At 43.1% G+C, this 14,647-nt stretch carries 9 protein-coding genes; 2 read left to right on the top strand and 7 right to left on the bottom strand.

From position 1 onward, the window contains the following. Positions 1 to 45 precede the first annotated feature (45 nt). On the top strand, positions 46 to 552 hold the full coding sequence (locus tag NZ583_00470) for a transcriptional activator RfaH (protein ID MCS7280091.1): 507 nt from the start codon (positions 46 to 48) through the stop codon (positions 550 to 552). Between the two features lie 129 nt (positions 553 to 681). Further along, positions 682 to 2,232, top strand: coding sequence for a GTPase HflX (gene hflX / locus NZ583_00465; GenBank protein MCS7280090.1), 1,551 nt, complete (start codon positions 682 to 684; stop codon positions 2,230 to 2,232). Here hflX and rlmN read toward each other — a convergent pair. The 7 genes from rlmN to carA all read right to left on the bottom strand — a co-directional run bounded on the left by rlmN (position 2,205) and on the right by carA (position 14,646). Continuing rightward, positions 2,205 to 3,221, bottom strand: coding sequence for a 23S rRNA (adenine(2503)-C(2))-methyltransferase RlmN (gene rlmN / locus NZ583_00460; GenBank protein ID MCS7280089.1), 1,017 nt, complete (start codon positions 3,219 to 3,221; stop codon positions 2,205 to 2,207). The two genes, hflX and rlmN, sit on opposite strands and share 28 nt — an antisense overlap. Next, complete coding sequence (locus tag NZ583_00455; GenBank protein MCS7280088.1) at positions 3,205 to 5,361, bottom strand: ATP-dependent RecD-like DNA helicase; 2,157 nt, start codon at positions 5,359 to 5,361, stop codon at positions 3,205 to 3,207. The genes rlmN and NZ583_00455 overlap by 17 nt, the downstream gene beginning before the upstream one ends. A 58-nt stretch (positions 5,362 to 5,419) precedes the next feature. Beyond that, entirely contained in the window at positions 5,420 to 7,327 is a 1,908-nt protein-coding gene (locus NZ583_00450) for a TRAP transporter permease (protein MCS7280087.1), read from the bottom strand. A 22-nt stretch (positions 7,328 to 7,349) separates the two neighbouring features. Next, on the bottom strand, positions 7,350 to 8,333 hold the full coding sequence (locus NZ583_00445) for a TAXI family TRAP transporter solute-binding subunit (protein ID MCS7280086.1): 984 nt from the start codon (positions 8,331 to 8,333) through the stop codon (positions 7,350 to 7,352). Between the two features lie 137 nt (positions 8,334 to 8,470). Continuing rightward, a complete protein-coding gene (gene mnmG, locus NZ583_00440; protein ID MCS7280085.1) occupies positions 8,471 to 10,333 on the bottom strand; it encodes a tRNA uridine-5-carboxymethylaminomethyl(34) synthesis enzyme MnmG in 1,863 nt (620 codons plus the stop codon). 1 nt (position 10,334) lies between these two features. After that, positions 10,335 to 13,538, bottom strand: coding sequence for a carbamoyl-phosphate synthase large subunit (gene carB, locus NZ583_00435; protein MCS7280084.1), 3,204 nt, complete (start codon positions 13,536 to 13,538; stop codon positions 10,335 to 10,337). Continuing rightward, positions 13,522 to 14,646: a glutamine-hydrolyzing carbamoyl-phosphate synthase small subunit gene (gene carA / locus NZ583_00430; protein ID MCS7280083.1), complete on the bottom strand. Its 1,125-nt coding sequence runs from the start codon at positions 14,644 to 14,646 to the stop codon at positions 13,522 to 13,524. The genes carB and carA overlap by 17 nt, the downstream gene beginning before the upstream one ends. Position 14,647 lies beyond the last annotated feature (1 nt).

The following is a 14,647-nucleotide window of genomic DNA, read 5'->3' as shown; positions in this document are numbered from 1 at the left end:
ATTTGATAAAGGGGGCCAAAAGGTGGATAATTATACTGAACCTTTATGTGGTTTGTTGTGAGGACGAAGCCTAAGAACGAGGAAAGGGCTAAAAGAAACTTAGAAAATGGCGGATTTGAAGTTTTGGCCCCTAAAATTAGGTACAGAAAGTTGAAGGATGGGACGATAAAGGAAGTGATCGAAGAGATGTTTCCCGGTTATATATTTGTACGGTTTTTTTCCATTTCCGATTATAGGAAAGTCAAATACACGAGAGGTGTCAAAGATGTGGTCCGGTTTGGGAATAAAATAGTGCCAGTTGAAGAGAATGTAATCGAGTTTATAAAGAGGAGATTGAAAAACGGGATTGCAGAAGTAGAAAGGAGACCTATAAACTCTGGAGATAGGGTGATAATAACTGAGGGTCCATTCAAAGGCATAGTTGGTATCTTCGAGAAAGAACTTAAACCCGCAGAGAGAGTCTCAATACTTTTGGAAGGTCTAAATTACTACGCCAGAATGATAATCCACAGAGAACTTATTACTCCATACACCGGATCTAGTGGATCGTAGGGAGGGTCTCTTATAGAAATCTACGGAAATACGGCCGGTCTTAATCCAAGAATAAAACGGAGACTGATCAAGATTTACAAAAAAAGAATAGATCCACGCTCTATCGTCAGTCCGGATGTAGCAAAAACGATGCTTGGAATTTCGAAAGAGATAGAAAGGGAAGTGGGAATCCTCGTAAACAGAAGGGGGAATATTGAGCGTGTCATAGTAGGAGAAAGGAGGGGAATAAGGATTCCCGAAATCGTAAAAGAAACAGGAACGAGGTCAAAATTTAGCGGTCTCCGGTTTATACACACTCACTTAGACGGAGAGCTCCTTTCAAAGGAAGACCTAAACACTCTCGCCTTGGAAAGACTCGATCTTGTTGTTTGTATCACTGAGAAAAAGGGGAGTGAAAGCGAAATACTTCATGCGGGATATCTGATTCCAAACGCGAAGACAGGAAAGATTTTCGATTTTATAGGTCCATCACCCCAAGACGAGATAGAGCTAGATTTTCTTGAATTTATAACTGAACTTGAAAACGAATTTCTAAAAGCCGAAGGTGTTGCAAGACCGGTAAGAACGCAACTAGAAACGTGCGTTATTGTTTCCATCGCCATCCCCAAGTTCAAAAAGGACATTGAAGAGCATCTAAGTGAGATGAAATCTTTATGCGAAGCGGCTGGACTCACAGTTCTTGACACTTTCATCCAGAAGCCTAGAAAGATTCACCCTGGGTATATCGTCGGAAAGGGAAAAATGGAAGAGATCATTATGAGATCTACAAGCATGGGCGCGGATATGCTTGTATTCGATGAGGAGCTAAGCCCTGTCCAGCTAAAGAATATATCTGCGCTGACTGACCTTAAGGTAATCGACAGAAATCAGCTTATCCTTGATATTTTCGCAACAAAGGCGAAAACAAAAGAGGCAAAGATTCAAGTGGAGCTAGCCCAGCTAAGGTATATCTTTCCTAGGCTTTCAGAAAAAAACACGGCTTTTTCGAGACTCACAGGTGGTATAGGTGGTAGAGGTCCTGGCGAAACAAAACTCGAAATCGACAGAAGAAGGATAAGGGACAGAATAGTTTTACTGGAGAGGAAGTTGGAGGAGATAAAGAGGGTAAGAGAGACTAAAAGGGTAAGGAGGATGGAATCTCCGATACCTTCCATTTCTATAGTGGGCTATGCTAATTCTGGAAAATCGAGTCTTCTTAACCTTTTAACAAAAAGTAAAGTAGATGTGGACCGAAGGCCTTTCAGCACACTCTCACCCACAACGAGAACAGTAAAGTACCCTGAGAGGAAAAATATCATAATAAGCGATACTGTGGGGCTTATTCGCAACCTTCCCGAAACACTCTTCGATGCCTTTCTCTCTACATTTGAAGAACTCAAGTACTCGGATCTACTTATCCACCTTGTGGACATATCGGACGAGGATGTGGAAGAGAAGATTAGTTCTGTGGAGAAGATCTTGGAGAGGTTGGGACTAAAAGAAAAGAAAAGACTGATCGTCTTTAACAAGATAGATAAACTTTCAGACCTGCATAAAGACTATTTGAAAAACATGGAAAAAAGGTACAATGCCATTTCAATTTCTTGCATGGACCAGACGAATATTGACATTCTTGTTAAGAGAATAGAAGAGCTCCTTTTAAACGAAAATCATCACATAAGGTATCGAGACCCGAGTTGACCGCAGGCAGCAAAAACATCTTGACCTTTTGATTTTCTTACTGTTGCCGTGTATCTGTTTTTTAGAAGGATCCTCTGAAACGCGTAAACATCGTTTTCTCTTGGGGACTTAAAAGGCAGGTATGGCGATTCATTATAGGGGATCAGATTTATCTTACACTTGATACCTGACAGTATATCTGCAAGTTTCTCAGCGTCTTCTTTTGAATCGTTAATGTCCTTTATGAGAACGTATTCGAAAGTTATCCTCTCCCTTTTTTTTAGCTTCAAGTTTTTTGCGAAATTTAAAATTTCGGTGAGAGGATAGACTCTATTTATGGGCATAAGGTAAGTCCTTTTTTCTTCATCCGCTGCATTAAGCGATATTGCGATAACACAGGACTGAGGTGGGATATGTTTTAAGCCGTCAAGAAGGCCAACTGTCGAGAGGGTGATCTTTCTTTTTGACAGATTCATTCCGTACGGGTTTCCCATTATCTCTATAGCCTTTTTGACGTTTTCGAGGTTGTCTAGGGGTTCTCCCATCCCCATGAGAACCACGTTTGTTATTTGTACAGAAATAAGTCTTCTTACAGTCATAATTTGGGAGATTATTTCCGAAGTCCTTAGATTCCTTATAAAGCCGACCTGGCCTGTGACACAGAACTTACACCCCATCTTGCAACCTATCTGCGTCGATACACAAAGCGTCGTCCTTTTAACTTCCGGCATGAGCACCGTCTCAACGATGTGGCCATCTTTGGTTCTGAAAGCAAATTTTGTTGACCCGTCCTTTGACTTCTCTATACTTTCTGGCTCCATAAAATCGAAAAAGAACATTTCCCGGAATAACGATCTTAGATTCTTAGATATGTCTGTCATGGAGTCAAAATCGAAAATGCCTTTATTATAAACCCATCTCAAGAGCTGTTTTGCCCTGTATTTCTCATTTTTGCATCTAACGAGAAGATCTTCGAGTTCTTTCTGTGTGAGATCAAAAAAGGATTCCATCTGTATTCAGTTTGAGCCTCTCTTTTAGGAGACTGTAACGAAGTGTGGGTTTATTGTTTTTTATGGCAATAGCAAGGGCTTTTTTTGTGCCTATAAATACCGCCAATTTCTTTGCTCTTGTAAGGGCAGTGTAGATAAGGTTTCTCTGTAAAAGGACGTAATGATGAGTCATAACAGGAACTATTACTGCCTCGTACTCGCTTCCTTGGGATTTATGAATTGATATGGCATATGCAGGCATTATCTCATCTAGCTCTGAGAGATCGTAACTCACTTCTTTTAGGTCGTAAAGCACCCTTATTTCCCCGTTATCTTTGTCGATTGCTGTTATTTTCCCTATATCGCCGTTATAGACGTCCTTTTCATAATTGTTCCTCATCTGAATGACCTTGTCGCCCACTCTAAAACTCTTTCCCCCTCTTTGTAATTCTTCACCAGCAGGGTTTATCACATCTTTAAGTACGGAATTCAAATTCGAAACTCCAATCTCCCCTTTGTACATCGGGGTAAGGACCTGGATCTCCTCTTTAGGTATTCCGTATTTTGAAGGAATATGCGAAAAGACAAGATCGATTATCGTCTTTATTACAGATTCAGGTTCGTCCCTGTGGTAGAATAAAAAATCCTTTTTTCCATCGAGGATTGGCATTATCCCTCTGTTTATTCTATGGGCATTCGTAACAATAAGGCTTTCTTTTGACTGCCTAAACACTTCTTTTAGTCTTACTGTTTTCGCAAATTGGGATTCGATCATGTCTTTAAATACAGTACCTGGACCTACAGATGGAAGCTGGTCCACATCTCCTACAAAAACGATCGATGCGTGAAGCGGTAAAGCCTTTATTAGATGGTGCATGAGAACGATGTCAACCATAGAGGATTCATCTACCACTATGAGATCACAGTCGAGAGGATATTTTTCGTTCCTTCTGAAAGCCTTTGTGTTGGGATTATATTCAAGAAGCCGATGAATAGTTTGAGCCTCGTACCCTGTTGCCTCTTCCATCTTTTTTGCTGCTCTTCCAGTAGGTGCGCAGAGAAAAACCTTTGCCCCTAGCTCTTTGTAAGCTTCCAATATTCCCTTTACAACGGTTGTCTTGCCCGTTCCAGGACCCCCGGTTATGATAGTGATCTTATTTTCCAATGACGTCCTTATTGCGAGTCTTTGAGCTTCCGTCAAGTTTAGGGAGAGTTTTTTCTCAACTTTTTCAATAGCTCCTTCAGGATATCCGAGTCCTAGCCTTTTTGCGCCAGAAGCTATTTTTTTTAGTCTTTCAGATGTCACAACTTCCGCAATGTAGAGGCCTTTGAGATAAACTGGCCTCTCCGGATATGACTCTTCAATGACAATTTTTCCTGAATCGAGGACTTTGGGAAGGACATCCCTCACTTTTGATTCGTCAATTTCAAGTAGTGCCGAACAGTCATTGACTAGTTTCTCCAACGGATAGTAAACGTGTCCTTCCTCTTCGGCTTTTTTTAAAACGTACTCTATAGCCGATTCTATTCTCAAATTTGAATCTTTCTCAATGTTCAACGTCTTTGCAATTCTGTCCGCAGTTAGAAAGCCGATTCCATATATGTCTTGGGCAAGCCTATATGGATTTGTTTTTACTATCTTTACTGCATCGCGGCCGTAATGTTTGAAAATCTTTAGTGCCATACTCTGAGTAATCCCCAAAGACTGAAGGGAGATGATTACATCGACAAATTCGCTTGTTTTCTGCCAGCCCTCTTTTATCATTTGAATTCTCTTCTCCTTTATACTCGGTACTTCCCTTAATCTTTCTACATCGGAAGATATGATCTTTAAGGTGTCCTTTCCAAAGGTAGAGACGATTCTCTTTGCTAGCTCCGGGCCTATTCCCTTTATCATTCCTGAGCCAAGATACTTCTCAATCGCCTGAACCGTTCCTGGAGGAATAGACTCGTAGGAGACGACGTGGAACTGAGTCCCGAACCTTTTGTTGTTTTCCCAGTAGCCTTTTACTCTTAGGATTTCACCACAGGCGAGGCTTGAGATGTAACCCACAATTGTTACTAGCGAATTTTCACCTTTTATTTTGATTTTGGCAACCGTGTAACCGTCTGATTCGTTTCTGTATGTTATTCTTTCCACCTGTCCTTCGATCACTACCATGGGATCTTCGGAATCATTTTAACACAAATTTGAGCGAATCTTATTTTGGGGTAGATGATTATTCGATTTTTGTACCCTTGAATCTGGAAAAGATTGCTACGAGTCCCAAAAGCGCAAGACCCATAAAATCAGTGTACAACCCGGGTTTAATAAGAAGTACTGCTGATGCGAGAAGAGGGATCCTCAAATAGAAAGGTACAACCTTTCCCCAAAAGTAGCCCTGCATACCACAGGCTAAAGAGAAAGCACCTATGATTGCCGTAAGGGAAGCAAGCACTATTTCAGCGACTTGACCTTGAAAGAGTAATGCCGGATTGTACACGAACATGAAAGGTACAATAAATGCAGCTGAACCAAGCTTCATGGCAGTAAAGCCGACCTGGTTTGGATGAGCTTTCGCTATTGCTGCTCCCGCATAAGCCGCAAGTGCGACAGGGGGCGTAATCGCCGATATGCAGGCGAAGTAAAAGACGAAAAGATGAGCTGCAATAGGAATCGCCCCTAGTTTCATAAGCCCCGTTGTTATAACTGCCGCGCAGATTGCATATGCTGCTGTCGTAGGCATACCCATACCGAGTATTATTGCTACAACCATTGAAAGAACCAAAGCTAAAGCCAAAGAATTTTCCGAAAGGCTAAGAAGGATTGTTGCGAATTTGAGTCCAACGCCTGTCTGCGAAATGACCCCAATCACTATCCCCGCGGCTGCGCATGTTCCCGCTATCTCTATTGCTCCTCTGGCCCCTCCAGCAAGCGAATCTATGATCTTTTTTATCCCCATCCTCCTTTCTTTGTTCACCCAGCTTATTACAACGCATGAGGCCAAAGCCATCGTTCCGGCCTTAATTATTGAAGCAAGCTGAATGGCCAAAAAGTAAATGAGGACAGCAAGGGGGGTAAACATGTATAGTTCCTTAAGGGTCTCCCTTTTGCTTGGAAGCTTCTCCTTTGGTAACCCTTTCAATCCCGTTTTGGCAGCTTCGAAGTCGACCATAAAATAGACCGCAATGTAATAGAGCACAGCAGGAAGAATTGCGGCAACAAGAACTTTTACGTAGGGGATACCTAAGATCTCAGCCATAAGAAAAGCCCCAGCTCCCATGACTGGAGGCATAATTTGTCCGCCCGTTGAAGCCACGGCTTCCACAGCCGCCGCAAAATGGGGTTTATATCCCATGTTTTTCATCATGGGAATTGTGAAGCTTCCTGTGCCAACGACGTTCGCGGCCGAACTCCCGGATACAGTTCCAAAAAGAGAACTGGATATAACCGCAACTTTGGCAGGACCGCCCCTTGCCCATCCCACCAAAGCATTTGCAAATTTTATAAAATAGTCGCCGACACCCGAGCTTTTAAGGAAGGAACCGAATATTACGAAAATATAAACGTAAGTTGCGGATACGAATATGGGGAGACCCAAGATGCCATCGAGGCTAAATAGATAAGTAAGTATTCTTGGCCAGCTATAGCCTTTATGGTATAGGAGACCAGGTAAATACTTTCCGAAGTAACCGTAAAGTATGAAAAGCCCTGCTATTATAGATAAGGCAAGACCGGTTGTTCTTCGGGTCATCTCGAGTATGGCTAGAACAAACATAAGCGATACTATTGTATCCCACTTTGTGGGCGCCACTCCTACTCTGTAGATCCATTGGTCAAAATTCACGATAACATAGATATAAGGAATTATCGTCATAGCCATAAAGACATAGTCCAAAGGGTGGACCTTATGTCTTGCCTTTTCCCAGCCTGGAAAGAGTAAGAAGCACAAAAAAGACAAAAAAACGATGTGCATCCCTCTGAAAAACCAGGGGTCTATGGGACTTATAAGGAGAAAGTATAAATGGAGGAGGGAACAAGCTGCTCCGACCACATACACTACAGCAGAACCGAACTTTCCGAATTCCCTTGTCCTTAAAAGCTCCGCATCCCTTATTTTAGACAAATCTACGGCCCTGTCTGCCACTCATCCCTCCTCTTTTTTTAAACTAACTTTCGGGCCTCAACTCCTTCGGGATCCTTATCCCTATCTCTTCGTAATACTTGATTGCGCCAGGATGGAGAGGAATAGGAGAGTAAAGTATATTTTTCGGTTCAACCTCAACTGCGGACTTATGTACACTTACAAGGATGTCCTTATTCCTAAATATCTGTTTTGTAAATTCATAGATAAAGTCGGCAGGCATATCTTTATGAGTTATCATGAAGTTCCAAAGTGTGAGTGTTGGAATATCGTATGGAGCACTCTTGTAGGTCCCCTTGGGAATGACACCTTTGGAGAAATACGGATGCTTTCTCATAAATCTAGTTGCCACATCGTCTTCAACTCCCAAAACAACTATCTCATGCGTCGTTTCTGCAGATAGTATCAGACCCCACGGCAAGCCGAGTGCCTGTGCGTTAGCGTGGATTAACCCGTCTTTTAGCTGATTGTCGAGATCCGAAGATGAAGCATTGACGATCCTTTTTGGTTTAACTCCGGCCTCTTCGAATATAAGCGGCCAATAAGTTGCAGGTGTTCCACCGACAGGTCCGGTACCTACTATTTTTCCATCTAGATCCTTTAAAGTTTTGATACCACTCTTTTTCAGGGCGTACATGTGGAAATAGGTCGTGTACATTGGGAATACGGCCCTCACATTTTGGTGTTTTTTTCCTTTTGCCCACCCAGTTCCAGTCCATCCCTCATACACGGGAGCACTGGTTACCATTCCAAAGTCTAGCTCTTTATTATCGACGAGCTGGGTGTTATGGACAGGACCGCCAGTTGATTCGATGGAGGCGGGAATACCCATCTTTTCAGTCAGGACTTTGGCGGGTCCCCCTGCCCATATGTAGTAGACTCCTCCAACTGGTGCTGCCCCGATCGTCACACCTTTTGTTGGCCAGCCTTTTCTTTCCTGAGCGTGAGCTCCAACGGCAAGGGTAATCAAGAGTAGTTTAAGGATTAGAATCGAGGTCAAACGTTTCATGATTTTTCTCCTCCTTTCCCCATTTTTTACATAAATAGTATGGTTATTTTTTCCTGTCAACAAAAAAGCACTTTTGTACAAGTGAAATAAATCAGAGACACTCACCAACGGAATTTGGCTCTCTTATCTCTTTCAAGCTATAGGATACCTGTCTTCTTGAAATGGATGATTAGTGCACTCAGGGCAGAAGGCGTAACTCCTGGAATCCGCGATGCCTGTCCCAATGTCAAAGGCCTAATTTTTGATAGTTTTTCCACAACTTCCCTTGAAAGTCCTGGAACAGAAGAATAGTCTAGATTTTCAGGAATCCTTCTCTCCTCCAACTTTTTGAACTTCTCCATCATCTCGGCTTGCCTCTTCAGGTATCCTTCATACTTTATGTCGAGCTCAACGTTTGTAAGAACGTCATCCTCGAAATCCCGTAGGCGTGGCTCCAGTTCTTTAAGTAATTCCAGACTCACTTCCGGTTTCTTTAATAGTTCCTCAAGAGTTGTTGGCTTAGTTTGTGGGTGGATGAGACTTTTTTCGAGAATTTCTCTCGCTGTCCCTTGTGGCCTTATAACAACCGATCTTAGAATCTCTTTTACTTCCTCTATCTCTCTTTTTTTTCTCTCGTACCTTTTATACCTTTCCTCACTAACAAGCCCCCTTTTAAAACCCTTCTCTGTAAGTCGCAAATCGGCGTTGTCTTCCCTTAAAAGGAGTCTATATTCCGCTCTCGATGTAAACATCCTATAGGGCTCGTCAGTACCTTTAGTTACGAGATCATCGATCATAACCGCTATGTACGCTTCATCCCTTGAAAGTACAAACGGTTCCTCTCCCCTTACTTTGAGTGCAGCGTTTATTCCTGCAATTATCCCTTGAGCTGCAGCCTCCTCGTAGCCAGTTGTACCATTTATCTGGCCTGCAAAAAATAGATTAGAGATGAGCTTGGTTTCAAGGGTAGGATAAAGTTGGGTTGGAAAGACGAAATCGTACTCAATTGCATAGCCTGGTCTTGTGATTCTCACATTTTCCAGTCCTGGAATAGTTCTTAGCATTTTTATCTGCACGTCCAAGGGAAGACTTGTGGAGAGCCCATTCGGGTAGTATTCCAGAGTATCCAAACCTTCAGGTTCGATAAAAACCCTGTGTCTTTCCTTATCTGCGAATCTCACAACCTTGTCCTCAATGGAGGGACAGTACCTAACACCTGTGCCTTTTATCTTTCCAGTATAGAGAGGGGATCTATCCAGGCCGGATCTTATTATTTCGTGGGTACTTTCCGTCGTGTACGTAAGATAGCAAGGTACGAGAGGGTTTTCTATCCTCTCAGTCATGTATGAGAAAGGCTTCGGAGGGTAATCACTTGGCTGTATCTCCATTTTCGAAAAGTCTATCGTTCTCCCATCAAGTCTAGGACATGTTCCGGTCTTTAACCTCCCCATTTTAAAACCGAGCTTTTTTAGATCTTGGGAGAGTCCGTAGGATGCAGGATCTCCTAACCTCCCCCCCTCAAAACTCATAAGTCCTATGTGTATGAGTCCTCCTAAAAAGGTGCCCGTTGTAAGAATGACAGCCTTGCCAAAGAATCTTTCCCCGTAAGTGGTCTCGACCCCCTTTACAACTCTGTCTTGGACAAGCAATCTTTCCACTGTTGCCTGTCTGAGATAGAGATTTTTCTGGTTCTCGAGCCTTCTCTTCATAAAAAGAGAGTACTTTGCTTTATCCGCCTGCACCCTTGTTGAGTGGACAGCCGGTCCCTTCCTCATATTAAGGACCCTGAACTGGATACCGGCTCTGTCGGTATTTAATGCCATTTCCCCGTCAAGGGCATCTATTTCTTTTACAAGATGGCTCTTTCCTAAGCCCCCAACAGCGGGATTACAGGACATATAAGCTATGTGATCGAGGTTTACGGTAAGTAAAAGAGTGGCCATGCCCATCCTTGCGGATGCTAGCGCAGCTTCGCATCCTGCATGGCCGGCACCAACAACGATGACGTCGAAAATTTCCATTTTAGACGAAGTAGTCTTGTAAGGCCTTTACACTTATTTTTCCGCTTTTTAAATATTCAATAGCATACGTGACAGCCTGAGCACCGGACAGTGTCGTGGTATATGGTATTTTGTACTGGACAGCATTCGTTCTGATCATGACCTCGTCTAATTTTGGATGTCTCCCACTGGGTGTGTTTATTATGAAGTGGAGCTCCCTATTTTTTATCATGTCGACTATGTGGGGTCTACCTTCTGAGACCTTGTTCACGTACGTAACTTTAATTCCCCCGTTTTCTAAGACCCTGCCGGTGCCTTTTGTTGCGAAGATCTTAAAACCCAAATCTTCCAATTTTTTCGCGATAAGGACGATATGTCTCTTATCTTTATTCTTTACACTCACAAGAACGTTGCCCTCAGAAGGAAGCTGCATTCCTGCGGCAAGTTGCGATTTAAGGAATGCTGCACCAAAGCTGTAATCTATACCCATCACTTCACCCGTAGATTTCATCTCAGGCCCCAAAATTGGATCTACTCCAAAAAACTTGTTAAAAGGGAATACCGCCTCCTTTACGGCGAAATGCTTGAGTTCGACCTCCTTTTCTATCCCAAGATCCTTAAGTTTTACACCTGTCATGACTTTGGCTGCCACTTTTGCCCACTGTACACCGGTCGCTTTACTGACAAATGGGACCGTTCTACTAGCTCTAGGATTCACTTCCAGAACGTACACCTCGTCATCCTTTACAGCGTACTGAATGTTTATTAGTCCTTGAACTTTAAGCTCGAGCGCGATAATTTCGGTGTACTTCCTTATTTTGGATAATATCTCGTCTGAAAGCGAAAAAGGCGGTAAAACACAGGCACTGTCCCCGGAATGTATCCCTGCCTCCTCGATATGTTCCATAATACCAGCTATAACGCATTTCTCTCCGTCGCATACGGCATCCACATCTAACTCTATCGCATCCTCCAAAAATTTATCTATTAAAATAGGCTTATCTGGTGACGCCTCAACAGCCTTGGCAATGAAGTCCAAAAGGTCATCATCGTTGTAAACGATCTCCATAGCCCTTCCGCCAAGCACGTAGGAAGGTCTTACTATTACTGGATAGCCAATTTTCTTTGCTGCTCTTTTCGCCTCTTCGAAAGAAAAAGCCACATCACTTTCTGGCTGCTTAAGGTTTAGCTTAGCTATTAGAGTTTTGAACTTCTCCCTATCCTCTGCTATGTCTATACTTGAAGAAGGCGTACCGAGGATCTTTACTCCCGCTCTAGATAGCGGAAGAGCAAGGTTGAGAGGCGTCTGCCCACCAAACTGGACGATCACTCCTTCCGGCTTTTCCTTTTCTATAATGTCCATAACATTTTCGAAGGTTAACGGCTCAAAATAGAGTTTGTCGGAAGTGTCATAGTCCGTACTTACCGTTTCGGGGTTACTGTTGACCATTATAGTTTCGTATCCCAGTTCCTTTAGAGCGAAGACACCATGGACACAGCAGTAGTCGAACTCTATCCCTTGGCCTATTCTATTGGGCCCGCCACCTATGATCATAATCTTTCTTCTCTCAGAAACTCTAGATTCGTCTTCGCACTCGTAAGTGGAGTAGTAATAAGGGGTCTCTGCCTCAAATTCGGCAGCACATGTGTCAACGAGCTTAAATACGCTTTCGATACCCAACTCCTTTCTCCTTTTACGGACTTCCAGCTCATCAGTTCCCAGTAAATGGCCCAAGTATCTGTCAGAAAAACCATATTTTTTCGCTTTACTTAAAAGGTCTTTTGAAAGTGCAGGCCCTTCTTCAAGTATCTCTTTCTCACATTCAACTATTTCTGCTATTTGATTCAGGAACCATCTGTCGATTTTTGTGAGAGAGTAGATTTCATCGATGGAGTATCCTTCTTTTAGCGCGTAAACAACGTAAAAGAGCCGCTCCCTTGTGGGCACCATTAGCTTCTGCCTTAAGATCTCTTTGTCAACGTTCTTTAATTTGTGGTTTATCACTCCGTCGACCCCTATCTCTAAAGACCTGAAACCTTTCTGGAGTGCTTCCTTAAATGTCCTCCCAATTGCCATAGTTTCACCGACCGACTTCATCTGAACGGTGAGAGTCTCATCGGCACCCGGGAATTTTTCGAAGGCGAATCTGGGTATCTTCACGACACAGTAATCTATTGTAGGCTCAAACGATGCAGGGGTCTTTTTCGTAATGTCGTTTCTAATCTCGTCGAGGGTATAACCTATGGCAAGCTTAGCCGCAATTTTGGCTATCGGGAAACCCGTAGCTTTTGAAGCGAGGGCCGAACTCCTAGAAACCCTGGGATTCATTTCGATTACTACCATTCTTCCGTTTTCAGGATTTACCGCAAACTGGATGTTGGAACCGCCGGTTTCGACCCCTATCTCTCTTATAACCATTATTGCCCAGTCCCGCATCTTCTGATACTCTTTATCCGTCAGGGTCTGGGCTGGCGCAACGGTTATACTATCGCCTGTATGGATGCCCATAGGGTCCAGATTTTCAATGGAGCAGATTATTACAACGTTGTCATTTTTGTCCCTCATCACTTCAAGCTCAAACTCTTTCCAACCAAGAACCGACTCCTCAATCAGTATCTCATTGATAAGACTGCTTTCTATCCCTCTCTGAGCAAGGATCTCAAACTCCTCTATGTTGTAAGCACACGATGCGCCAGTTCCGCCCAGAGTGTAACTAGGCCTTATAATCACAGGAAAGCCTATTTCCTTGACAACCCTTTTTGCTTCTTCAACCGAGTAAGCTAAAGCACTTCTCGGAATATCAAGGCCTATCCTTTCCATGGCTTTTTTAAATTCAAGCCTGTCTTCGGCCTTTTTTATGGCCTCGTAGTTTGCACCTATAAGTTCCACTCCGTATTTCTCAAGAACCCCCCTCTCGTAGAGAATAGTGGCAAGGTTAAGTCCTGTCTGTCCACCTAGTGTCGGCAGAAGGGCTGAAGGTCTCTCTATCTCAATTATTGATTCGAGTATTTCTGGGGTGAGAGGCTCTATATAAACTCGATCAGCCATGTCAGGATCGGTCATAATCGTTGCTGGATTGCTATTTACGAGAATAACTTTTATGCCCTCCTCCTTTAAGGCTTTACATGCTTGACTTCCAGAATAGTCAAACTCGCAAGCCTGTCCTATGACTATAGGCCCAGAGCCTATGATTAGAACGCTTCTTAAATCATCCCTTTTTGGCATAGTTATCCATCAACTTTCTAAATTTTTCGAATAAACCGTAAGAATCATGTGGACCAGGTGAAGCTTCAGGGTGGAACTGCACTGAAAATAGAGGATATTCTTCATGTTCCAGCCCCTCCACCGTCATATCATTTAGGTTTATGTGTGTTACTTTCAACCTTTTGTCGGCAATAGAATCTACATCCACAGCAAAGCCATGATTTTCTGAAGCTATATAAACCCTTCCGGAAGACAGCTCTTTTATTGGCTGGTTGGCCCCCCTGTGGCCAAACTTAAGCTTGTATGTTTTTCCTCCTAGGGCAAGACCAATAAGCTGCTGACCGAGGCATATTCCAAAGATTGGAACCCTTCCAATGAGTTTTTTTATTTCAGAGATCGCGTAAGGGACTGCCTCTGGATCTCCAGGGCCATTGGACAGCATAACTCCATTCGGCTTAAAATCCATGATCTCTTCCGCAGACGTAAAGGCTGGCACAACTAGTATTTGGCATCCGACACTCTCAAGCAGTCTCAAGATGTTGAGTTTTACTCCGAAATCGAAAACCACACACAAAGGCTTGGCTAAATCCCTTTTAAACTCTTTTAAATCTTTGCGATTTCCGTTCTCCCAAAGGTAGGGGGTCTGGCAAGTTACTTCTCTAACTAAATCTACACCTACGATCCCTTTCGCATTTTTAGCTTTTCTAACTAAGCTCTCGAAGTCCGAATCGATTGTCGATATTACACCCTTCATGGCTCCCTTAACCCTTATGTGCTTTGTAAGAGCTCGGGTATCGACATCCTCGATCAGAAAGACGTTGTGCTTTTTGCAATAATTGAGCAGATCATCCTGTGCCCTATGGTTGCTTGTGAGTCTACTTACTTCTTTGACTATGAAACCTTCGATCTTTGGAGATGAGGACTCAACGTCATATTCGTTTACCCCGTAATTGCCAATGTGAGGATAAGTCATGGTCACTATTTGGCCCTTATATGAAGGATCCGTCATTATCTCCTGGTAACCGGTCATGCTTGTGTTAAATACTATTTCGCCATCTTTCTCTCCGTGAAAGTATAGACTTTTACCTTGAAAGACGGTCCCATCTTCTAACGCAATGTATGCTTTGATC

This window comes from Thermodesulfobacteriota bacterium (assembly GCA_025062045.1).
Classification (GTDB): domain Bacteria; phylum Desulfobacterota; class Syntrophorhabdia; order Syntrophorhabdales; family JANXAF01; genus JANXAF01.
The sequence above is the reverse complement of the archived record's forward strand: the minus strand, read 5'-3'. Positions and strand labels throughout refer to the sequence as shown.

What these genes read in the sequence shown, in the direction of transcription:
- carB (MCS7280084.1), bottom strand. Translation starts at nt 13,538, where the DNA reads ATGCCAAAAAGGGATGATTTAAGAAGCGTTCTAATCATAGGCTCTGGG.
- mnmG (MCS7280085.1), bottom strand. Translation starts at nt 10,333, where the DNA reads ATGGAAATTTTCGACGTCATCGTTGTTGGTGCCGGCCATGCAGGATGC.
- rlmN (MCS7280089.1), bottom strand. Translation starts at nt 3,221, where the DNA reads ATGGAATCCTTTTTTGATCTCACACAGAAAGAACTCGAAGATCTTCTC.
- NZ583_00470 (MCS7280091.1), top strand. Translation starts at nt 46, where the DNA reads ATGTGGTTTGTTGTGAGGACGAAGCCTAAGAACGAGGAAAGGGCTAAA.
- NZ583_00445 (MCS7280086.1), bottom strand. Translation starts at nt 8,333, where the DNA reads ATGAAACGTTTGACCTCGATTCTAATCCTTAAACTACTCTTGATTACC.
- NZ583_00455 (MCS7280088.1), bottom strand. Translation starts at nt 5,361, where the DNA reads ATGGTAGTGATCGAAGGACAGGTGGAAAGAATAACATACAGAAACGAA.
- hflX (MCS7280090.1), top strand. Translation starts at nt 682, where the DNA reads ATGCTTGGAATTTCGAAAGAGATAGAAAGGGAAGTGGGAATCCTCGTA.